This is a genomic window from Exiguobacterium sp. SH5S4 (assembly GCF_004337045.1).
GTDB lineage: Bacteria > Bacillota > Bacilli > Exiguobacteriales > Exiguobacteriaceae > Exiguobacterium > Exiguobacterium aurantiacum_A.
In genome coordinates this window covers 35,980-57,344 of record NZ_SJUQ01000011.1, presented here as the reverse complement: position 1 = coordinate 57,344, position 21,365 = coordinate 35,980, and the positions used below count along the sequence as shown (strand labels likewise).

23 protein-coding genes are annotated in these 21,365 nt (G+C 49.9%); 19 read left to right on the top strand and 4 right to left on the bottom strand.

Features of this window, described 5'->3' with window-relative positions:
- Window positions 1-14: 14 nt before the first annotated feature.
- From dnaB to EVJ32_RS07900, 18 genes are all read left to right on the top strand, one after another.
- Window positions 15-1,367, top strand: a complete 1,353-nt coding sequence (gene dnaB, locus EVJ32_RS07985; protein WP_131457812.1) for a replicative DNA helicase — start codon at window positions 15-17, stop codon at window positions 1,365-1,367.
- Window positions 1,368-1,540: 173 nt separating this feature from the next.
- Window positions 1,541-2,830, top strand: a complete 1,290-nt coding sequence (locus EVJ32_RS07980) for an adenylosuccinate synthase (RefSeq protein ID WP_070329346.1) — start codon at window positions 1,541-1,543, stop codon at window positions 2,828-2,830.
- Window positions 2,831-2,948: 118 nt separating this feature from the next.
- A complete protein-coding gene (gene yycF, locus EVJ32_RS07975) occupies window positions 2,949-3,659 on the top strand; it encodes a response regulator YycF (protein ID WP_070329347.1) in 711 nt (236 codons plus the stop codon).
- Between the two features lie 3 nt (window positions 3,660-3,662).
- On the top strand, window positions 3,663-5,504 hold the full coding sequence (gene walK / locus EVJ32_RS07970; protein WP_131457811.1) for a cell wall metabolism sensor histidine kinase WalK: 1,842 nt from the start codon (window positions 3,663-3,665) through the stop codon (window positions 5,502-5,504).
- Complete coding sequence (yycH, locus tag EVJ32_RS07965) at window positions 5,504-6,889, top strand: two-component system activity regulator YycH (RefSeq protein WP_131457810.1); 1,386 nt, start codon at window positions 5,504-5,506, stop codon at window positions 6,887-6,889. The genes walK and yycH overlap by 1 nt, the downstream gene beginning before the upstream one ends.
- Window positions 6,876-7,700 (top strand): two-component system regulatory protein YycI, encoded by an 825-nt coding sequence (locus EVJ32_RS07960; protein ID WP_131457809.1) that lies wholly within the window; start codon window positions 6,876-6,878, stop codon window positions 7,698-7,700. The genes yycH and EVJ32_RS07960 overlap by 14 nt, the downstream gene beginning before the upstream one ends.
- Before the next feature lie 13 nt (window positions 7,701-7,713).
- Window positions 7,714-8,505, top strand: coding sequence for an MBL fold metallo-hydrolase (locus tag EVJ32_RS07955; RefSeq protein ID WP_131457808.1), 792 nt, complete (start codon window positions 7,714-7,716; stop codon window positions 8,503-8,505).
- 49 nt (window positions 8,506-8,554) lie between these two features.
- A complete protein-coding gene (locus tag EVJ32_RS07950; RefSeq protein WP_131457807.1) occupies window positions 8,555-9,823 on the top strand; it encodes a S1C family serine protease in 1,269 nt (422 codons plus the stop codon).
- A gap of 37 nt (window positions 9,824-9,860) precedes the next feature.
- The gene (locus EVJ32_RS07945; protein WP_131457806.1) at window positions 9,861-10,022 is read left to right on the top strand and encodes a CxxH/CxxC protein; all 162 of its coding nucleotides are present in this window, start codon (window positions 9,861-9,863) and stop codon (window positions 10,020-10,022) included.
- An 83-nt stretch (window positions 10,023-10,105) separates the two neighbouring features.
- On the top strand, window positions 10,106-10,585 hold the full coding sequence (rlmH, locus tag EVJ32_RS07940) for a 23S rRNA (pseudouridine(1915)-N(3))-methyltransferase RlmH (protein ID WP_016509065.1): 480 nt from the start codon (window positions 10,106-10,108) through the stop codon (window positions 10,583-10,585).
- A gap of 104 nt (window positions 10,586-10,689) precedes the next feature.
- A complete protein-coding gene (locus EVJ32_RS07935; RefSeq protein ID WP_131457805.1) occupies window positions 10,690-11,547 on the top strand; it encodes a DMT family transporter in 858 nt (285 codons plus the stop codon).
- Window positions 11,548-11,693: 146 nt separating this feature from the next.
- Entirely contained in the window at window positions 11,694-12,629 is a 936-nt protein-coding gene (locus EVJ32_RS07930; RefSeq protein WP_131457804.1) for an aldo/keto reductase, read from the top strand.
- 217 nt (window positions 12,630-12,846) lie between these two features.
- Window positions 12,847-13,185, top strand: a complete 339-nt coding sequence (locus EVJ32_RS07925) for a hypothetical protein (RefSeq protein WP_131457803.1) — start codon at window positions 12,847-12,849, stop codon at window positions 13,183-13,185.
- A 240-nt stretch (window positions 13,186-13,425) separates the two neighbouring features.
- The gene (locus EVJ32_RS07920; RefSeq protein ID WP_131457802.1) at window positions 13,426-14,379 is read left to right on the top strand and encodes a hypothetical protein; all 954 of its coding nucleotides are present in this window, start codon (window positions 13,426-13,428) and stop codon (window positions 14,377-14,379) included.
- A 241-nt stretch (window positions 14,380-14,620) separates the two neighbouring features.
- Entirely contained in the window at window positions 14,621-14,866 is a 246-nt protein-coding gene (locus EVJ32_RS07915) for an acyl carrier protein (RefSeq protein ID WP_131457801.1), read from the top strand.
- Window positions 14,863-16,269: an AMP-binding protein gene (locus EVJ32_RS07910; RefSeq protein ID WP_131457800.1), complete on the top strand. Its 1,407-nt coding sequence runs from the start codon at window positions 14,863-14,865 to the stop codon at window positions 16,267-16,269. Before EVJ32_RS07915 ends, EVJ32_RS07910 begins: the two co-directional genes overlap by 4 nt.
- 68 nt (window positions 16,270-16,337) lie before the next feature.
- Window positions 16,338-17,789, top strand: a complete 1,452-nt coding sequence (locus tag EVJ32_RS07905) for an MBOAT family O-acyltransferase (RefSeq protein ID WP_131457799.1) — start codon at window positions 16,338-16,340, stop codon at window positions 17,787-17,789.
- Window positions 17,790-17,829: 40 nt separating this feature from the next.
- Window positions 17,830-18,720: a hypothetical protein gene (locus EVJ32_RS07900; RefSeq protein WP_236636036.1), complete on the top strand. Its 891-nt coding sequence runs from the start codon at window positions 17,830-17,832 to the stop codon at window positions 18,718-18,720.
- A 252-nt stretch (window positions 18,721-18,972) separates the two neighbouring features.
- On the opposite strand, the gene EVJ32_RS07890 is transcribed toward EVJ32_RS07900, so the two are convergent.
- Window positions 18,973-19,170: a hypothetical protein gene (locus EVJ32_RS07890; RefSeq protein ID WP_131457797.1), complete on the bottom strand. Its 198-nt coding sequence runs from the start codon at window positions 19,168-19,170 to the stop codon at window positions 18,973-18,975.
- Window position 19,171: 1 nt separating this feature from the next.
- Window positions 19,172-19,690 (bottom strand): hypothetical protein, encoded by a 519-nt coding sequence (locus EVJ32_RS07885; RefSeq protein ID WP_236636033.1) that lies wholly within the window; start codon window positions 19,688-19,690, stop codon window positions 19,172-19,174.
- A 105-nt stretch (window positions 19,691-19,795) separates the two neighbouring features.
- Between EVJ32_RS07885 and EVJ32_RS07880 the strand changes: the two genes are divergently transcribed.
- Complete coding sequence (locus EVJ32_RS07880) at window positions 19,796-20,266, top strand: peptide-methionine (S)-S-oxide reductase (protein ID WP_131457796.1); 471 nt, start codon at window positions 19,796-19,798, stop codon at window positions 20,264-20,266.
- 33 nt (window positions 20,267-20,299) lie between these two features.
- On the opposite strand, the gene EVJ32_RS07875 is transcribed toward EVJ32_RS07880, so the two are convergent.
- Window positions 20,300-20,542 (bottom strand): hypothetical protein, encoded by a 243-nt coding sequence (locus tag EVJ32_RS07875; protein ID WP_131457795.1) that lies wholly within the window; start codon window positions 20,540-20,542, stop codon window positions 20,300-20,302.
- Window positions 20,543-20,560: 18 nt separating this feature from the next.
- Complete coding sequence (locus EVJ32_RS07870; RefSeq protein WP_016509106.1) at window positions 20,561-21,193, bottom strand: HNH endonuclease family protein; 633 nt, start codon at window positions 21,191-21,193, stop codon at window positions 20,561-20,563.
- Window positions 21,194-21,365: the final 172 nt, after the last annotated feature.

Genomic DNA, 21,365 nt, shown 5'->3' with positions numbered 1-21,365 from the left:
CGAGGTAGAAACGAATGAGTGATGCGATTCAAGTCAATACTCCGCCACATAGCGTTGAGGCGGAACAAGCCGTCCTTGGGGCAGTTATTCTCGATTCTGACCGGCTGATCACGGCCTCGGAACGAGTCGACCCGGACGACTTTTATCGTGTCAGCCATCAACGGATCTTCGAAGCGATGCTGAAGATCAACGACCGCGGGGAACTCGTCGACTTGGTCACGCTCAGTTCGGAGCTCCAATCACAAGGAATCCTCGATGAGATCGGTGGATTGAACTACTTGGCCGAAATCGCCGAGGCGGTTCCTGCCATCGGGAACATCGGGTACTATTTGAACGTCGTCGATCAAAAGGCGGCGCTCCGGCGTCTCATCCGGACGGCGACGAATATCGTCTCGGACGGATACGAGCGTCAAGACGAAGTCGATGCGGTCCTATCTGATGCCGAGCGAAACATTTTAAAAGTTTCGCAGCGGAAAGGCCAATCGAGTTTCCATTCGATCGGTTCGGTTTTGTCGGATGCCTATTCGACGATCGAGAAGCTGCATCAATCGAGCGGTGAGATCACCGGGATCGCGACCGGCTTTAGTGACCTCGACAAGATGACGGCCGGGTTCCAGCGTAACGACCTCATCATCGTGGCTGCCCGTCCTTCTGTCGGGAAGACGGCCTTCGCCCTCAACATCTCGCAAAACGTCGCCGTCCGTACGGGCGAAAACGTCGCCATCTTTAGTCTTGAGATGGGTGCCGAACAACTCGTCATGCGGATGCTCTGTGCGGAAGGCAATATCGACGCGCAGCGTCTGCGGACCGGGCGACTCGAGTCTGAGGACTGGGGACGGCTATCGCTCGCGATGTCGTCGTTATCACAGGCCGGTATCTTTATCGATGATACACCAGGTCTTCGCGTCAACGAGATTCGGGCCAAATGCCGCCGCTTGAAGCAAGAGTACGGTCTCGGCATGATCATGATCGACTACTTGCAGCTCATTGTCGGGAACGGCAAGCCGGGCGAGAACCGGCAACAAGAAGTCTCTGAGATCTCGCGTACGCTCAAAGCGATCGCCCGGGAACTCCAAGTACCGGTCATTGCCTTGTCGCAGCTCTCGCGTGGCGTAGAGAGCCGTCAAGACAAACGGCCGATGATGTCGGATATCCGGGAATCCGGAGCAATCGAGCAAGATGCCGATATCGTCGCCTTCTTGTACCGGGACGACTATTACGATAAAGAGAGTGAAGACGCCAACACGATCGAGATCATCATCGCCAAACAGCGTAACGGTCCGACCGGCACGGTCAAACTCTCGTTCCGGAAAGAGTACAACAAGTTCGTCAACATGGAGACGCAAGCCTTCGCACCACCGATGTGAGATCGGTGGTGTTTTTTTGTAGAATCGGGAAAATAGTAATTGAATGCGAGTCAATAACGAACGAAAGGTTAATACATAAAATTATCGTTCGGTATTAGGTTGACTTTCTGAAGTGTCAAGTGTACACTTACCAATGGTTTGAACAGAACGTTTATCTACAAGGAGGATTCATTATGTCATCAGTAGTCGTAGTGGGAACGCAGTGGGGCGATGAAGGAAAAGGGAAGATCACCGATTTCTTGTCTAAACAAGCCGACGTCGTCGCGCGTTATCAAGGGGGAGACAACGCTGGTCATACGATCGTCTTCAATGATACGAAGTATAAACTTCACTTGATTCCATCGGGGATCTTCTATTCGGACAAGACATGTGTCATCGGGAACGGGATGGTCGTCAACCCGAAGTCGCTTATTACAGAGCTTGCATACTTACATGAGCGCGGCGTGAGCACGGACAACCTCCGCATCTCAAACCGGGCCCACGTCATCTTGCCGTATCACCAGCTTCAAGACAAGCTTGAAGAAGATGCGAAAGGTGACGCGAAAGTCGGGACGACGCTCAAAGGGATCGGCCCTTGTTACATGGACAAAGCGGCACGGATCGGGATCCGGATCGCTGACCTACTCGACAAGGAAGTGTTCGCCGAGAAACTGAAGACGGTCCTCGCAATTAAAAACCGGATGTTCGTCAAGATGTATGAAGTCGACGCGGTCGAGTTCGATGATATCTTTGAAGAATACTATGCGTACGGCCAACAGTTTGCCAAGTACGTGTGTGATACATCGGTCGTGTTGAACGATGCGCTCGACGAAGAACAGAAAATCCTATTCGAAGGCGCGCAAGGTGTGCTGTTAGACATCGATCACGGGACGTACCCGTTCGTCACATCGTCGAACGCGGCGTCAGGCGGGGTATCGAGCGGTGCCGGAATCGGACCTTCGAAGATTGACCACGTCGTCGGCGTCTGTAAAGCGTACACGTCGCGCGTCGGAGACGGCCCGTTCCCAACCCAGCTCGATGACGAGATCGGTCACATGATCCGTGAAGTCGGTAAGGAGTACGGTACGACGACAGGACGTCCGCGCCGTGTCGGTTGGTTCGACTCGGTCGTCGTCCGCCACTCGCGTCGTGTCAGCGGCATCACTGACCTATGCCTCAACTCGATCGACGTGTTGACAGGTCTTGAGACGCTTAAAATTTGTACGGCGTACGAGTACGAAGGCAAGCTCCTCGATGAGTACCCACCTAACTTCCGCGTCCTCGAGAAGTGTGAGCCGGTGTTTGAAGAGCTCCCAGGCTGGACGGAAGACATCACAGGGGTCCGCAAGTTCGAAGACTTGCCGGTGAACGCACAGCGCTATGTCAAGCGCATCGAAGCGTTGACGGGCATCGAACTGTTGACGTTCTCGGTCGGACCGGCGCGTGAACAGACAGTCATCTTGCGTGACATCTACGAAGCATAAGACTAAGAGCCCTCGCGGCTCTTTTTTCATTTCCGTGGAAATGGACCACGCTTTCTAACCCATTGAAAAAGAGTTACAATAAGACGTGTACGTTTAACGATAGAGGAGGACTCACTGAATGGATCGTACGATTTTAGTGGTAGATGACGAACAACCAATCGCTGATATATTGAAGTTTAAACTTGAAAAAGAGGGCTATGTCGTCCACGTCGCTTATGACGGGGAAGAGGCACTCGTGAAAGTCGAGGAGGTCAAGCCTGATTTGATCTTGCTTGACATCATGCTCCCGCTCAAAGACGGCATGGAAGTGTGTCGTGAAGTGCGTAAGAAGTATGATATGCCGATCATCATGTTGACGGCGAAAGACTCGGAGATCGACAAAGTACTCGGTCTCGAACTCGGCGCTGACGACTACGTCACGAAGCCGTTCAGCTCACGCGAGCTCTTAGCCCGCGTCAAAGCGAACATGCGTCGTCACGCGACGGCACCGGCTGTCGAAGCGAAAGGCGCCAACGCGAACGATATCGTGATCGGTGACTTGACGATTCATCCGGATTCATACATGGTCACGAAACGCGAAGAGAAGATCGAACTGACGCACCGTGAATTTGAGCTCATCCATTACCTGGCCCAAAACATCGGCCAAGTGATGACGCGCGAGCATTTGCTTCAGACGGTGTGGGGTTACGACTACTTCGGAGACGTGCGTACGGTCGACGTGACGGTCCGCCGTTTGCGGGAGAAGGTCGAAGACAGCCCGAGTACACCGACGTATATTATTACGCGCCGCGGTGTCGGGTACTATTTAAAAGCGGGAGAAGAAGACTAAACGATGAAACGGACGAACTTCTTTAAATCTATCCAGTGGAAGCTCGTCGTCATCTATGCGCTGCTCATCCTTGTTGCGATGCAAGTCATCGGAGTGTACTTCGTACGCTCCCTCGAACGACAATACATCAACAACTTCTCGCAGTCGCTCGTCGATCGGGCCAACCTTCTGAGCTACAACGTCAGTGAAGGGATCGCATCGAACGGCGGTGACTCGACTACTGATCAGCAGTTGAACCAGGTACTGGATCAACTGCTGTCTGAGTTTACGGAGAGCACGACGCTAGCTGACGACATTCGCGAAGTCCAAATTATCGACACGAACAGTGTCGTCCGGGCGACTTCGAACCAAAACAACCAAAGCCTCGTCGGACAACGGACGGCGAGTTCATTCATTCAAAAATCGTTCGCGACAAGCGGTGCGCAAGAGACGCTCGTCTATGAGGACTCGAACGAGCGGATGCGCGTCGTCGCCGTCCCGATCAAATCTGAGGTCGATGGGACGACGACCGGGATGATCTATATCGAGGCGTCGATGCAATCGATATACAACCAGATGGAGCAAGTGACGAGGATCCTTGCGACCGGTACGCTCATCGCCTTGATTATCACGTCCATCCTCGGAATTTTGCTGTCACGGACGATCACGCGGCCGATTGCGGACATGCGTCGTCAAGCCGTCGAGATGCGAAAAGGAAACTTCTCGCGGAAAGTTAAAGTCTATTCTGACGATGAGGTCGGTCAACTCGCCTACGCCTTTAACGAATTGACCGATGAACTGATGGAAGCGAACGCGACGACCGAGGCGGAACGACGGCGCTTGACGAGCGTGTTAGAGAACATGTCGGACGGTGTCGTCGCGACCGACCGCTCGCTCCGGGTCATCCTCATGAACGATCAGGCCCGCGATATGATTGGCGTCGCCGAAGAAGAGGCGATGGGAGCGAATCTGCAGAGCCTGCTCGAGTTTGATGATGAGATCGTCATCCCGGAAGACGGGACGATGCCGACGAAATTAATCGATCTGAGCACGGACGAAGAACTGTTCCTCGTCCGCGCCTACTTCTCACCAATTCAAAAACATAGCGGTCCGATCACCGGACTCATCGTCGTCTTGCACGACGTGACCGAGCAAGAGCAAGTCGAACAAGACCGCCGTGAGTTCGTCGCCAACGTCAGCCACGAGCTGCGGACGCCGCTCACGACGATGCGGAGCTATCTCGAAGTGCTCGCCGAAGGCGCGTACAAAGATGATGAGCTCGCACCGCGGTTCCTTGAGACGACTCAAAACGAGACCGAACGGATGATTCGTCTCGTCAACGACTTACTCCAGCTCTCGAAGATGGACAGTAAAGAGTATACGATGCAAAAAGTGAAGTTTGACTTCATCCAATTCTTCAACGATATCATCGAGCGCCATGAGATGACGAAAGGCGAAACGATCCAGTTCCGCCGGAAACTCATGAAGCGTCGCGTCTACGTGCACGCCGATCAAGATAAGATGACGCAAGTCATCGACAACATCATCACGAACGCGGTCAAGTTCTCTCCAGAAGGTGGGACGATCACGTTCCGGACGATGCTGCGGGCGAAACGGCTCGTCATCGGTATCAAAGATGAAGGTGTCGGGATTCCGAAGTCGAATTTGAAGAAAATCTTTGAACGCTTTTACCGGGTCGACAAGGCCCGAGCGCGAAATATCGGCGGGACCGGACTCGGTCTGTCGATTGCCAAGGAAGTCGTTTCAGCCCACGGTGGCGACATTTGGGCGGAGAGCGAGTTTGGACGTGGGACGACGATTTACTTCACCATCCCGTTCGATACGATCGTGGAGGTGAATGACTGATGGGACGACCTCGCTTCTTGGCGAAGCCAGAACTAGTGAAATCGCTCGTCTTGCTTACCTTGATCGTCACGTCGATCGTCCAAACGGTCATCCTTTGGGATTACCATCCGAAGTATCAATCGGTTCAATCCGAGACCCAAGTGGCGACGGTGGATGAGTCGCTGCAACGTCAGGCGAGGCAAATTATCGTGCCAACCCAGACGGTCGTCCACGAGAACAACGCTGTCTTTGCGACGAAGAACACGCCGAAGCAAATCGCTCGGGTCATTCGCGACGCGTTCGAGGCGAACGAGTTTAAACCGCTCGCCGTCAAAAACGTACCGAGCTTGTATGCCGGTGTCAACGAGGCAGTTGAACTGATTTTACCGGAACCATACTATGCAGACACACTCAGTTACATTCTGCCCGGATCTTACAGCCTGTCAGGGAAAGTACCGCAACGGGCGCTCATCTTCATGGACGACAACGTCTGGAAAGTCCGGGCGATCATGAGCGATCAGTCGTTGTGGGAAGGTCGGCTCTCTAAAGCCGGACAAGGGGACGTCAACAGTTTGTTCTTAAAAGATTCGAACCGCGCGATGCAACGGGTCACGTACACGGATGAGCGGGTCAACTATATCCCGGTCGTCGGGCCTGAGATGAACGAGCTGTTCGCTTATGACGTCTCACAAATCCAAATCTCGGCACGCCTTGATTGGATGCGCGATACGTTCTTCCCCGGGGACCCGAACGTTCAAGAAGTCGATCCGGCGAGTTCGGTCGGCGCACTCACGAACGGGATCAGCGTCGCCGAGTATGACGCGACGTTGAACGCGAGCCGCTACCGTAACTTGTCACGCAATAGCACCGAGCGCGAGTCGGCGATCGGGCTTGATACGATCGTCGACTTCGTCAACTTTCATGGCGGCTGGGTCGATGAGACGTCAGAGAGTCAAGGGCTGTCCCTTCGTTTCGATGCGATCACACCAGCGAACAAAGGCTTTGAGACGACCGTGTTTCGGTTTCACGTGAAAGGGCACCCTGTTTTTAGCCAACGTGATGCGTTTATCAACAACGATGCGATCGACTTATCCACACTGCGCGTTGAAAATGACGGGGCACAAGTCCGGTCCATCACGCGTCACCATCTCGAGATCGATCGGTTGATCTCGGTCGGGACGACACAGCTTGCGGACGGGCAAGACGTCATCGATACGCTCGTCAACGCAGACCGGTTCGAAAACGTGACCGAGATTCGTCCCGGTTATGAGATCGAATACAATGAAGACGCGAGCCGTTACGTCACGTTCTCCCCGAACTGGTTCGTCCGTGAAGCTGGGAGATGGATCCCGTACGATAAGCCGGAAGATTGGACAGAGAGGATGATGTACCGTGGATTGGAGTAAAGCGAAAACGATTCTAATCCTCGCCTTCCTCGCGCTGAACATCTACCTGTTGTTCCAGCTCTTGACGGAAACGTGGGCGACCGAGGTCGTGACGAGCGACAACACGTCAATCGCCCAAATCTTGGACCAACGTGACGTCGACGCATCGAAATTGCCGCGGATGGGACGGGATATCGGTTATTTGACCGGCTCGTCTGAGCAGATGTCGGCGTCGATGATTACGAAAAATCGTGAAGTACAACTAGCGACGACGCTCGACAACATGCAGCTTGAAGTTGAGCTCAAACAAGCTGTCCCGCTCGACGAGAACGACTTGCGGACGACGGCGACGACGTTCGTCACCGAGTACGTGCCGTTCGGGTCAGAGTACGCCTACTGGCGGTTTGACCAAGAGACGCGCCAACTCGCATTCGTTCAGACGTATGAAAAAAATAAGATTTTCTCGAACCCGGAAATCGAGGCGGGTACGGAGACATATATCGGTCCGTCCCTATTATTGCTCCAATTGAACGAAAACTACGAAGTGACCGACTACAAGCAGCGCCATTTGACGAACTTGTCGTCGAAATCGCAAGACGACCTAGTCTTGACAGCGAGTGAGGCGATCTCACAACTCGCGGCCCGGAAGTACTTCCAGCCGAACCAAGAGATGCGCGCCATCAACACCGGGTTTTATAGCTTACCGCTCGACAGTTCCGGCAGCTTGGTCATCATGCCGCCGCTCTGGTCGATCGCCATCGACGACAACGTGTATTTCGTCAATGCGATCGATGGGACGGTCGAACGGGTTGAATTTAATTTAGAAGACTGAAAGGAGTGATCGAGTGACTTTACGCTACAGTGTGCTCGCGAGCGGTTCGACCGGCAACGCGCTCTATATTGAGACGGACCGGGCGAAATTGCTCGTCGACGCCGGATTGACCGGCAAGGCGATGCAGCAACGCGTCACAGACATCGGCCAGTCGTTCGAGGGTATCGACGCACTGCTCGTCACACATGAGCACTCCGACCATATTAAAGGAGTCGGGATCCTCGCCCGGAAGTACAACTTGCCGATCTACGCGAACACGAAGACGTGGGCAGCGATGGAAGACAAAATCGGCAAGATCGACCCGGCCTTGAAGTTTCATTTCGAAGTCGGTGACGTCAAACAGTTCGGGGACATCGAGATCGAGTCGTTCAACGTTAGCCACGATGCGGCCGACCCGATGTTTTATCAGTTCGCCCATGACGGCAAGCGGTTGGCCCACATCACCGACACCGGGTACGTCTCGGACCGGATGAAAGGGCTCATCCGCGGCGCGGACGACTTCATCTTTGAGTCGAACCACGACGTCTCGATGCTGCAGATGGGACGGTACCCGTGGAGCGTCAAACGGCGTATCCTCGGGGACTATGGCCACGTCTCGAACGAAGACGCCGCCATCGCCATGAGCGAGGTCATCGGTGACCGGACGAAACGGATCTTTTTGGCCCACCTCAGTAAAGACAACAATATGAAAGAACTCGCGCAGATGAGCGTCGCACAGACGCTCGGCATGCGTGACGTCGATCTCGGACGCATCAAACTGCATGACACCGACCCATTAATCCCATGTCCGCTCGTTTCTTTATAAGCGAACTTGGGAAAAGACAGGTAACACTGTCCTGAAGGGGGGGCGCGTCGTGAACGAAGAGAGACACCATGAGTATGAACCTCAAGACGTCGAACCTTTAGAGCACGAAGCAGCATCAATGAACGATTCACCATCGACTTATCCATCCCGAAGCGAGTGGCGTCCGAAGCAAGAGGAACACGTGCGCCATAAGCCACGGCTGAATGTAAAACCGTTATTACTCGGAGGGGTTGGCGGATTCTTAGGAGCGGCGTTATTCTTTTTCGCGATGATGCTCTGGGATTCGCCGACCTCTCGTTTTGTTACAAACGAACTGGTCCGTACCGAGCAAGCCGTCACCGTCACGGAGTCGGACATCACGGCCGCCGTCACGGGCGCGAAGACGTCCGTCGTCAGCATCACGAACATCCAGCGCGCCTTCACCTCGGACTCGCAATGGGAGGCAGGTGCAGGCTCTGGTGTCGTTTATAAAGTGGACCGGGACACGGCGTACATCGTCACGAACTTCCACGTCATCGAGGAAGCGGACGAGATCAACGTCGCCTTCGCGGACGGGCAAGTCGCCACGGCCACGATTTTAGGAGAAGACCCGCTTAACGACTTGGCGGTCGCCTCCGTGAAACTTCCGGAGAATATCGACGTCAATCCGATCGTGCTCGGCGATTCGACGGTGCTACAGGCCGGCGAGACCGTGATGGCGATCGGCAACCCGCTCGGCGTCTTTTCAAACTCGGTCACGCGTGGTATCGTCAGTGGTGTCGAACGGACCGTGCCGGTCGATACGAACGCGGACGGTCTCATGGACTATAACGCCGAGGTCATTCAGACCGACGCCGCCATCAATCCCGGCAACTCGGGCGGGGCACTCATCAACATCCGCGGCGAGCTCGTCGGTATCAACTCGATGAAAATCGCCGAAGCGAGCGTCGAAGGGGTCGGCTTCTCGATCCCGGTCAACGTGGCGTTGCCGGTCATCGACATGCTCGAGCGTGACGGACGGGTGACACGGGCTCAGCTCGGCGTCACGATCCAAGAGGTCATCGCCGTCCCGGGCAACGTCCGGGAAGAATACGGCATCAGTTTTGACAAAGAGGACGGGGTGTTCGTCGAGGCGATCACACCTGGTAGTCCGGCCGAACAAGCGGGGCTGCGAGTCGGTGACGTCATCACGAAGATCGGCGACCGTGAGATTAAACGTTACGTCGATTTACGTGACGCTTTGTACCGAGACGCCGCGGTCGGGGATAACATCGTCATCGAATATACACGGCGAGGCAAGACAGGAACGACCGAGGCCACATTAACAGAAGCAACGTAAAGGAGCGGCGACGCTTCTTTTTTAAGGAGGAAAAATTGTGGAAAAAAAAGTATGCAAGGAACATGTTGAAATCGCTTTAGACATCATTGTCGATGAGACGGGGGAGTACCCGTTGCTCGAAGAACTATCCACGAGTGGACAAGTCAAATGTGAGTTCTGCGACGACGACGCAACATATGTTGTGTCAAGCAAAAAATGATTGTCAACATGTGGATTTGTGGATAACTCTGTGGATAACCCTATGGATAACTCCGAAAAAACTGTGGAAAAAGGAAGAATTGGATGAATATTTCAATTATCACGGTCGGCAAATTAAAAGAAAAATATTTGAAACTAGGAATTGCAGAGTACACGAAGCGCCTGTCGGCATACGCGAAAGTGCATGAAATCGAGGTTGCGGACGAGAAAGCGCCCGAACATTTGAGTGAAGCCGACATGTTTCTAGTAAAACAAAAAGAAGGCGAGCGGATTTTGGCGAAAATCAGTCCGGACACGCACGTCATCGCTCTCGCCATCGATGCCAAGCAGCGGACGAGTGAAGAGTTCGCCCGCGAGCTCGACAAGTTGGCAACGTACGGCAAGAGCAAAATCGCCTTCGTCATCGGTGGGTCGCTTGGCTTATCCGACGACGTCATGAAACGGTCGGACGATACGATCTCGTTCTCGAAGATGACGTTCCCGCATCAATTGATGAAGCTCGTGTTATGTGAGCAGATTTACCGGGCGTATCGGATCAATCGGAATGAACCGTACCATAAATAACTGAGGTTTTAGGCGTTAACCGCACCAAAATCAAGTTATAAATTTTTGATTAAAATGTATAGTTACCTCCACATAGATTAAATGAGGAATGTGGAGGTAATAATATGCTTAATAAGGGCCTGGTGTTAGTGGCTTTATCGGCAATTTTATGGGGTATCTCCGGTGGACTTGGCAGTTTTTTAATGGAGAAAGGTTGGGACCCTTTGGTCGTTTCTTTTTACAGAGGAACTGTAGGGTTAATATGTCTTCTAATTTGGTTTGTATTTCGACCAGTCCGGTTAAACAAACGCTTATGCCTTTGGGCCGTCGTAGCAGGCATTGGGATAGTAGGAAACTTTGTTTTTTACTTTGTTAGCATCTCAGAATCAAGCGTCGCCGTAGCGGCGGCCTTGATGTACACGGCACCTATCTTTGTTCTCCTTATCTCGTTTATATTTCATCTGGAAAAACCTTCTCTCTTCAAATTCATAGCAATCGCTTTCGTGATGGTTGGTGTCGTCTTGCTGACGGAAGTTTACAATGTCGGCTCTGATCAGGTTACAACGATTGGACTTCTAGCGGGCCTAGGCGCCGGACTATCATATGCGTTGTTTATTTTTGGTTTTAAATATGCTTCAAAGCATGGAGAACCACAAGGGATTTTGGCAATCGCTTTTCTTACGTTTACGTTAATCATGTTGTTCTTCACAGATTTGAATGAAGCAGTATCCGTCATTTACTCACCAGACTGGTTCTGGATGATTCTATTAGGGATCTTTGGTGCGGGTTTATCCTTCTTTTTATACGTAGTGGGTTTGGAGGAAACGTCGCCAACTTCAGCTTCTGTTATTGCTATGGTCGAGCCAGTCACTGCGTCCTCTTTTGGATTTTTTCTCCTCAGTGAAACCCTCAACGTTGTTCAACTATGTGGAATGGCGATCATATTGATAACTGTGACCGTCTTAAGCGTGAAAAAAGGTTAAAGTGAATTCATAGACATCGTATCCATCACTGGGAGTTATCTGAAGTAATTATGTGTATTGAAACACCAAAGATCAGTCACTATAATAAATTGAAAACCCTCATTTGATGATAACTCTTTCTAGACAGAAAGGTTGGAAGGTTAAAAATGAAAAAACGACCATTGGGACATTCAGGGATTGAAGTATCGGAGATCGGCTTTGGAGCATGGCAGTTAGGTAATGAAAAAGACTGGGGCAAGATGACGGATGAAGAAGCTATCCATTTAGTGGAACAATCAATGGATGAAGATTGCACGTTTTTTGATACAGCACCAAACTATGGAGCCGGGAAAAGTGAAGAGTTGATCGGAAAAGCCGTTAGAGGAAAACGAGATCAAGTCGTCATTAGTAGTAAGGGCGGCCATCATTCAAATGGAGAGCTGAACTTTGAACCAGAGCAGTTACGGTTATCTGTCGAAAGTAGTTTACGCAGATTACAGACCGATTATTTAGACTGCCTCTTACTACATAATCCTCCGTTCTCAACGCTAACTAGTGAATCTCCGCAGTTTGAGTTACTAGAACAGCTAAAAGCTGAAGGGAAAATTAAAGCGTATGGGGCTTCGGTTGATACGGGAAAAGAAGTGACCGAATTAATCAAGCATACCGACAGTCAGGTGATTGAGGTCATGTTCAATATGTTTCATCAGGAACCAGCCGAGTCAATCAAGCTGGCATGCCAACAAGGCGTCGGAATCATTGCCAAGATTCCACTCGATTCAGGTTGGCTAACTGGAAAGTATGATCGTCATAGTAAATTTAGCGGGATTCGGGACAGATGGAGTGAAGAAGAAATTCAGAGAAGAGCTCGATTGGTAGAAAAAGTTCGTCTCATTCTTGGAGAAGAGCGCTCGATGGTACAAGCGGCACTCCAATATGTTCTCTCTTTCGAAGAAGTGTCTACCACCATTCCTGGGGCGAGAAATATTGCACAACTGCAACACAATATTTCTGCATCAGAAGGTGAGCTGTCGATGAAGGTGTTAAATGAGCTCCATAAACTATGGGAAGAAGAAATAAGCGGTTCGAAGCTACCGTGGTAATTGAAGAAGGTCGGCGGATCAATCGGAACGAGCAGTATCATAAGTGATCACATAAAAAAATGATTGAAGCGTCAGAGCCACTCACTGGTTTTGACGCTTTTTGCAGGCGAATCTTCTCTGCTGCCGAATGGTAGTCTTGTTGAAGGGAAACTTGAGGAAAAGATACCTACTCTAATTAAAACTCTCATGCATTGAATATCTAAAAGGAGACTTAACTTTGAAAAAAACAGTTTTAATCAATGTATCTTTTTTGGTGGAAGTAGAAGAAACTGAAGGACATAAAGATTTTGGGATGATTGATTTGATTACGAATGAGCTGTGTCATAACCAAACAATCAGAATAGGTACGAATGAAATGAATGTGAAATGGGAAAGTTGCTCCACGGTTGTCTTAGATCCAGTTTCACTGAATTGTGGACAATGCTCAACTTGTGGACGTTGGATAACAGACAGAGAAAAAAGTAATCCATTGTTACAGTTGTGTAATGGAGCAACTTTCGAAGGAAAACTGCTGTGTGATGACTGTTTACCAGAAGATCACAGGTGGTCTTTTTAAAAGTGAAGCATTATTCCACATCATAAGCCGGTTCGTCTAATTAGTGGAACTTACAAACAAGCAGAGTTAGTTTATTAAGTCTCCTGCAGACAGCGACGAGAGAATAGTTCTAGTCGCTTTTTTTTTGTGAGTCTAATCTTAAAAAGGATTGTTGATATTTAGTTTCGGATTTACAATATAGATAAAAATAATCATAAAATGGTAATTTTTATAAAAATATTAGTAGAGGAGCTTTTCATAATGGAATCGAAAAGAGAGCGAACTGGCAGACGAACATCATTTTTTCAAACCTATTTGATTCCAATTACAATCGCATCGTCTGTAGTTGTATCCGGCACAGTCGGGTACTTTGTCAGTCAATTCAATATGAATAGGAATGCGGACGGATCTATCGCTCAAGCGGAGATGCAATCACGCGTCGACGATATGCAAGAAGAGTCTGTCACAACTATTGAAAGAGAAGTCCCAAAAATTATTCATGATTTAAAGGAATACGATAAAGATTTAGCTCAGCTTGTCCAACAAGTAGATTGGTTAGAGCAAAATATGGTCCCTGTCCGTAACGTATTAGAACATATCAATTCAGCGACGCTTGTCATCTCAGGAGTCAACAGTGTGGTGAGTAGTCCGGTGTTAGGTAAGATGAGTTCTTATTTAAGTTCTGCCAACAGCACGTTAAATGAAGTGGACGCCGTATTATTTCGATTAGAACACTTATCGAGTATCAAACAAGAGATGGGTCAGACACGTGAACGGGTCAGTCAATTGTATGAGACCTATCAAACTGAGAAAGATCCAGCATTGTTATTAGAGATGGAGCACGAATTGGATACAGAACTGGTGTATCACATTGAAGACGTTCGAACCTCAACGATTGAAGCGAGGGAAGCCCTAGAATCCTCTACAGATGTCATTGTAGCGGCGAACTATACAATCTCTGCGTATCAAAAGGTCAAAAATACAGGTGGGAAAGCCATTGAGACACTACAATTTTGGAAAGAAGAAAAGAATGAGAATAAAATTGATCAAGATGAATTCGATCGAATTGAAAAAGAGCTTACGGATTCAAGAGAACGCCTAAAAGATCTTCCTGAAGAAATGGCCGAGCGATCAAAAGAAACGATTTCCTCTATCAATGAAGTGAAGACGGAACTTCAAGTTGTGAGACTGGCTGAAGTGATTCAAGCAGATTAAAGTTGCTAGCAGACTGTTAAGTTAAAACGTGACACTGATTGCAATCCATTCTAATCTAAAAGTCTTGTATTGAGTACCGGCTACCGAAACAAGGTGGCCGGTTTTTCTTGATGCACAGCCTGAATTATCCCATGCCATATTGCCGTAAAAAATGCGATGTGATAGAATCACTTAGCAAATGATTATCATTATCAATCGAAAAATACGAACACTATATATGAAATGGAGAAGGATTGATCCAATGAACAACATCGAACTCTATAAAACGGCATTTATAAACGGACTTGATGTCGAGCCAGACGCATCATTCGAACAAATGGAGCTCGGTGTCACAAAAGAGTGGGACTCGATTGGCCATATGACGTTGATTGCGGAGCTCGAGGACGCGTTTGACGTCTATATCGATTCGGATTTAATCACAGATTTCAATACGTATCAATCCGGCATCGACCTATTGACACGACTGGGCGTGGACTTCGGACAATGAAGCGCTTTGACTCGATTGAGCAGTATGGAGAACGCACCGCCATCTATGCGGATCGGGCGTACTCCTACGCAGAGATGATGGAGGCGGCCGATTCAATCGCGGATGAGGTCGGTGATCGAACGCTTGTCTTTTGTTTGTGCGCCAACAATAAAGAGTCAATTTTCGGCTATGTCGGCTTTCTCCGCGGCCGCATCGTGCCGCTCCTGTTAGATGCAGCGATTCATCCGGACCAGCTGCAGAAATTAATTGACCGCTATCAGCCGACGTACATTTGGGCGGATCGGGACCATGATCTATTAGCGCAGGAAATGGATTACGCATACGCATACGGTGACTATGCACTGTTTGTCTGTCCACACGCGATTGAGCACGAACTTCATGCCGAGCTCGCGCTCCTCTTGACGACATCCGGTAGCACGGGAAGCCCGAAGCTGGTTCGGCTCAGTTACGCCAACCTCTTTAACAACGCCGAATCAATCGTGTCGTATCTAGACATTGGAGAAAACGACCGTCCCATCACGACGCTTCCGATGAATTACTCATACGGTCTCTCCATCATCAACAGTCACCTCGTGTCTGGGGCGACGATCATTGTGACAGATGCGTCCATCATGCAGAAGGAATTTTGGCAGTTATGTCGTGACCAGAACGTCACGACGTTTGGCGGCGTCCCGTTCTTATACGAGATGCTCGACCGTCTCAAGTTTGAGACGATGGAGCTGCCGAGTTTGACGAAACTGACACAAGCCGGGGGAAAATTGAAGCCTGCTTTAGCCACTAAATTTGCGGAAGTGTGCGAACGAAAAGGTATTCAGTTTTTCATGATGTATGGTCAAACGGAAGCGACGGCACGCATGTCGTATTTGCCGCCGGACCGGAATCGTGAGAAGGCAGGCAGTATTGGCATCGCCATCCCTGGTGGGGAATTAACATTGCGCAATGAAACAGGTGAGACGATTACTTCACCGCACGTCGTCGGCGAATTGATTTATCGAGGCGCCAACGTATCGTTCGGTTATGCCAATGCGTTGTCTGATCTCACGAGCGGAGATGAGAACGAGGGTGTCCTGCATACAGGAGATTTGGCTTATGTCGATGAAGACGGGTATTTCTTCATCGTCGGACGCATCAAACGCATGATCAAGATGCATGGAAATCGGATTAGCCTCGATGAAGTGGAAGACCTCTTACAAGCGAACGGTCATGAGTGTATTTGTACGGGAGCAGATGATGAACTGTACGTATATACGCTACGTGACGATGCTCTCGGCGTGAAACAAGTCATTAAAGACACGATGCATACAAGAGGAGTCACGATTCTACGAATCGACTCCATTCCCCGGAACGAATCCGGAAAAATTCTCTATTCCGCGTTACCGAAACGAGAGCTCATCACCACCTGAACAAACAAGCTGGTGCAAGAGAAGCCTCTGTTGAAAGCAGCATAAGTTTAGAATAATCAGGTGAAGATATGACGTTTATTTCAATTGAGTTTTTACTCTTTCTAGCCATTTTGGTGGCGATGTACTATACGGTGCCGCATCGCTTTCGATGGATACTGTTGTTAGCGGCCAGTTACTTATTTTACGCGACGGTAAGCATCCAATTCATCCCGTTGTTGCTCGTGAGCACGGTCTTTACGTATGTCACGGGAATCCTCATTGAACGACAAGACGGCAAGCGACAGAAAAAGCGCCTCATGCTCGTGGGCGTCACGACTCTAGTTTTGTTCCTCGGTTGGTTCAAATACTTTAATTTCGTGAACGACTCGCTGCGCACGGTGGCCGCATCGATGGGCTGGAACTATGACATCCCGTATCGAGACATCGTCTTGCCGTTAGCGATTTCATTTTATACGTTTCAGGCGATCAGTTATCTCGTCGATCTGTACCGCGGGAAATTGAAGGCCGAGCGTCATTATGGCTACTTTTCGATTTACTTCGCCTTTTTCCCGCAGTTGGTGGCGGGGCCGATTGAGCGGGCCAAGAAGCTACTGCCTCAATTCAAGGCGGAACAACGGTTCGACTATGAACATGTCAGCTATGGGATGAAGCGAATCGCGTGGGGCTTCTTTAAAAAGACGCTCATCGCCGACCGATTGGCCCCGATAGTCGCAAGTGTGTTCAGTCAGCCGGATCCGACCGGTTCGGAGATTGTGCTCGGGACGATGTTATTTTCGATTCAATTGTATGCCGATTTTTCAGCATGCAGCGACATCGCCATCGGTAGCGCGAGGCTATTCGGCATCAAGTTGACGGAGAACTTCCGACAACCTCACTTCGCGGTGTCCATCGCCGATTTTTGGAACAGATGGCACATCTCGCTCTCGACGTGGCTAAGGGATTATATATTCATCCCGTTATGCAAAGGGAAAAAGAAGCGATATCAGATTTATGTCGCTATCATCATCACGTTTTTGGTGAGCGGCATCTGGCATGGGGCCGCTTGGAGTTTCGTCTTATGGGGGCTGATTCATGGTCTGTACCGCGTGTTCGGGGATGCGACGAAACATCAGCGGGAACAGATGGCATCCTTCATTCGACTCGACCGGACGCCTGAGCTTCATAAATGGTTGAAGATCGCGGTCACGTTCCAGTTAGTTTGTTTCTCACGCGTCTTCTTCGTGTCCGACTCGGTCGCGCAAGCGTTTCATCATGCCCGTCTGTATGTGACGCCTTCGTCATGGGCGCCGATGGAGCTGGTGAACGCACTTGAAGTATTCTCGTTGCTCGATTTGATTGTGTTTCTTTTCTTCTTTACGACCGTCCACGTGTTTCAGTACATCGAACGGACGAAGGGATCGGCATGGGACTGGCTGGCCGAGCGTTCGGCCTTTACGAACGTGGCGATTCAACTGTTCGTAATTGTGTCGGTGATTGTGTTCGGTGTTTCGAGTGAAGGATTTATTTACGGTGGTTTCTAAAAAGGGCCAATTGAAAGGATTTGCTATGAGAAGTATATGGATGAAAATTGCGGTGGTGTTGATCACTGTTGTCCTCTTGTTGATCCCGCTCAACAACTTTGTCAAAGAGTCGTGGGCATATAATAACAACCGCGGCGTGTTGGCGTTTCAAGAAGACCCATTTCCTTTGGATATCATCAACTTGGGAACGTCTCACGCGATGTTCGGCTATGCGTTCAAACCGCTCGGCCTGTCGCATCTCGATTTGGCGCTGCCGAGCCAAACGATTGAATACGATTTTAAAATGTTGAAGCAATACGACGAGCATCTTCGTCCGGGCGGGGTCGTCATCGTCTCGCTCTCGCAGATCACGTTCAGCAACGTGGAAATCGGACGAAAAGAAAACTATTATCAAGTGTTGGATCAGGAAGACATCGAACCCGTCAGTACGTTTGATTACTACACGTACACGTCAATCCCTGCGTTGAACAGCGGGAGCGTCTATACGGCGCTGTCACGAGAGATTCGTGATTTTAGATGGGAGTCTCACAAACCGTGGGTGAACAACGGCAAAAATTATTCGGAACGGAAATACGAGATGGTCGAAGCACAGTATAAACAGGCTGTGGAGAATCGTGACATCGAACAAAATATGAAACAACTACAAGAAATCATCGATTATTGTGAACAGCAAGGGTACAACGTCGTATTGGCGATGGAGCCTGTGCATGAGTCGTATCATGCATACTTTGACGAAGACGTGATGGAGCGTCATGTGTTTCAACATTTAGAGGCACTCGACCTAGACATACCGTTCTTAAACTATATGGGTGATCAGCGATTTGTCAGCAATAAAGATTATTTCCATAATCCGGATCATTTAAACGGGGACGGGCGGAAACTGCTGTCCTCGCTAGTCTATGAAGATTTAAAGCGACTCGGTTATCTATAAGCAGTCTAAAAAGGAAATCTACATCGTTGTGTAGATTTCCTTTTTGTTTGGCTTCACATTATGCATGGATTTCACTCATCAACGCATGTGTGTTGTCCTCAGAATCTTCAAAGAAGACCATCCATGTTTCGAGATGTTCGACTTATAAATACAAAACGGAGCTGGATTTTGCGAAGTCATTGATATTCAACGGGTTCGTCGCATGCGTTGAGCCGCGAACAGTCCTAGTGCCAGGACGATCGTGAGGCCGATCTACGTGAACACGTAGATGAGCGGCGACAAGGTTGTTCCAAGGATGACCTCATCTTGCAACACGACGACCGAATCTGCTTGAGCGATTATGTCTGGCTCATAGTTGAGTGTTCGGATGAAGCCAATCCCGAACGTACCGACGAAGTATAGGAGGTGGAGTGCGGTCGAGAAAAGGATGGCGCGTTTCGTGATGTTCAATTCAATCTCCCTTTCCGTGTTTCGCTTGCTGACTTTGTGAAAGTTTTTCTTTCATTTGCGCATGTAATTTGGTGACGGTCCCATCCGGATGTGGGGAAATCGAGACTTGGACGTGGACCGGGAACATGGTCCATAGATCGGTCGGATAGTACGAACCGTCACGAGGCACCCGATGACCTTGGATCGTGAATGATTCGTCTTTGTCATCGAGGTATAATACAAGTGGGACCGACATGCCCGTGCCTTGTTCGAAGCGGTCTCCTTCTTGGATGTACTCTTGAATGAGCGCCCAAACATAGACCTCATTTTTCGTTGTATTCGTGTCGAGGATTTTATACGTCGTCCATACGTCGCCGCCGAAGTTTGGCTCCATCACTTCTGTCGTCAAATAGCGTTCGATCTCATTTTGATCAACGGAAATGGATTGGCTCATCGAGACGAATGATTCTCCTGTTGCCGTGTGATAGACGCCTGAGACGAGCGTGATCGTACAAAATGTGGTCAACATGAGTTTTTTCAAAGGAGGTCCCCCGTATCTGTGCACTGATCAAAGATTTGCTTTTATCGTAGTGTATTTATTACGAATTGTGGGATTTATTTACTAAAATTTAAAGGGGATGATCGGATGCAAACAATCTACATAGCAGGTGGCTGTCTCTGGGGCGTCCAGGCGTTCATCAAGACGCTACCTGGTGTCATTGAAACGGAAGCTGGACGTGCGAACGGGACGACGAACACACTTGATGGGGACTATGATGGCTACGCCGAATGCGTTAAAACAACGTTTGACCCAGAAGTCGTTACGATCGATGAATTGATGGATTACTTGTTTGAGATCATCGACCCGTATAGCGTCAATCGTCAAGGCGAGGACGTTGGGGAGAAGTATCGGACCGGTGTCTATAGCGAGGATCTTCGGCATGTGGATGCGGCCCGTGCGTTTATCCACAGACGGCGTGATGTCGACCGGATTGCGCTCGAGGTGTTGCCGCTCACGAACTACGTACGGAGTGCGGACGAGCATCAAGACCGGTTAGAACGCTGTCCGGACGATTATTGCCATATCCCGCAAACGTTGCTCCACAAATACAAATAAGAGCCGACACAGCGTTGTGTCGGCTCTGTTTCGTTAATCGCGTGTGAGTACGTTGACGAGCAACTGATGCACGACGTCATGGTCACGTACGTCGTGTAGCTTATAGTCTTTCCCGGGCAATGTATACCACTCAGCCGCCCCGACGTAAGTGATGGCGAGTTCGAGCGTGCCGTCTTCTTGGCACGTCGTCTTCAGTTCGAGCTCTCCGCTAATGACGCCGACTTCTTCAGTCATAACGCCATGTGAGGCTTTGAATGTAGAGGAATGTTGATGCATAGCGGACTCCTTTCTGAATCAGTAAATGCAAGCGTTGATGGCGGTTTGAAGGGCCGCTTTCTCTGATGACTGAAGGCTCAGTCCCCAACGGCTCTTTGTCTCGACCCACATCTTCGCATAAGCGCAGCGTGCCCCGGTCCGTGTCGGCTGCCATGTTGACGGATCTTGGTCACCTTTTGAGCGGTTCGAGCTGGCTGAGACGGCAATCAGTTGTGGGCCAGTTAAATCGTTGGCGAAACTTTGGCGTTTCGTCGTCGTCCAACTGTTCGCGCCTGAACGCCATGCTTCAGCCAAAGGTACGACGTGGTCGACGTCGAGGCTAGATGGCGACGTGAATGTGACTCCATCGTAGTAACTGTACCATGACCCTGACGTGACCGGGCAGTCGCCGACGTATGAGTCCGCGTCGCGTTTCAAGACGATTTGACGGGTGTCACAACCGTTGCCTTGACCGCTCCAATGCGGGAACAAGTCACGGCTATAACCGGTCATCGCACCTTCAGTCTTGACCGTCAACGCGTTCAGCTTTGTGAGGGCGCTCGATTTCGACGGGATACCAGGTGGGAGCGCCGAAGCGGTCGGAGTGGTTAAGTGGAGCGACGTGACGATTAAAACGATGGCGAACAAAGAACTGATGCATTTTTTCAACATGTTTGTGCCTCCTATTATGTATGACGACTGAACGACTCACATCTATAATTTCTGGATGCACATCGAATATACACGGCAGAGTCAGCTGAAAGATTGAAATTTACGAAAATGAATCAAAAGATTAGAGAAGTTGAGGTCAGGGACATGAGACATGACATCAGACGTCCCGGCT

What these genes read in the sequence shown, in the direction of transcription:
- walK (WP_131457811.1), top strand. Translation starts at nt 3,663, where the DNA reads ATGAAACGGACGAACTTCTTTAAATCTATCCAGTGGAAGCTCGTCGTC.
- yycH (WP_131457810.1), top strand. Translation starts at nt 5,504, where the DNA reads ATGGGACGACCTCGCTTCTTGGCGAAGCCAGAACTAGTGAAATCGCTC.
- EVJ32_RS07920 (WP_131457802.1), top strand. Translation starts at nt 13,426, where the DNA reads ATGGAATCGAAAAGAGAGCGAACTGGCAGACGAACATCATTTTTTCAA.
- EVJ32_RS07930 (WP_131457804.1), top strand. Translation starts at nt 11,694, where the DNA reads ATGAAAAAACGACCATTGGGACATTCAGGGATTGAAGTATCGGAGATC.
- EVJ32_RS07875 (WP_131457795.1), bottom strand. Translation starts at nt 20,542, where the DNA reads ATGCATCAACATTCCTCTACATTCAAAGCCTCACATGGCGTTATGACT.
- EVJ32_RS07915 (WP_131457801.1), top strand. Translation starts at nt 14,621, where the DNA reads ATGAACAACATCGAACTCTATAAAACGGCATTTATAAACGGACTTGAT.
- dnaB (WP_131457812.1), top strand. Translation starts at nt 15, where the DNA reads ATGAGTGATGCGATTCAAGTCAATACTCCGCCACATAGCGTTGAGGCG.
- EVJ32_RS07910 (WP_131457800.1), top strand. Translation starts at nt 14,863, where the DNA reads ATGAAGCGCTTTGACTCGATTGAGCAGTATGGAGAACGCACCGCCATC.
- EVJ32_RS07980 (WP_070329346.1), top strand. Translation starts at nt 1,541, where the DNA reads ATGTCATCAGTAGTCGTAGTGGGAACGCAGTGGGGCGATGAAGGAAAA.
- EVJ32_RS07880 (WP_131457796.1), top strand. Translation starts at nt 19,796, where the DNA reads ATGCAAACAATCTACATAGCAGGTGGCTGTCTCTGGGGCGTCCAGGCG.
- EVJ32_RS07905 (WP_131457799.1), top strand. Translation starts at nt 16,338, where the DNA reads ATGACGTTTATTTCAATTGAGTTTTTACTCTTTCTAGCCATTTTGGTG.
- EVJ32_RS07870 (WP_016509106.1), bottom strand. Translation starts at nt 21,193, where the DNA reads ATGTTGAAAAAATGCATCAGTTCTTTGTTCGCCATCGTTTTAATCGTC.
- rlmH (WP_016509065.1), top strand. Translation starts at nt 10,106, where the DNA reads ATGAATATTTCAATTATCACGGTCGGCAAATTAAAAGAAAAATATTTG.
- yycF (WP_070329347.1), top strand. Translation starts at nt 2,949, where the DNA reads ATGGATCGTACGATTTTAGTGGTAGATGACGAACAACCAATCGCTGAT.
- EVJ32_RS07935 (WP_131457805.1), top strand. Translation starts at nt 10,690, where the DNA reads ATGCTTAATAAGGGCCTGGTGTTAGTGGCTTTATCGGCAATTTTATGG.
- EVJ32_RS07900 (WP_236636036.1), top strand. Translation starts at nt 17,830, where the DNA reads ATGAAAATTGCGGTGGTGTTGATCACTGTTGTCCTCTTGTTGATCCCG.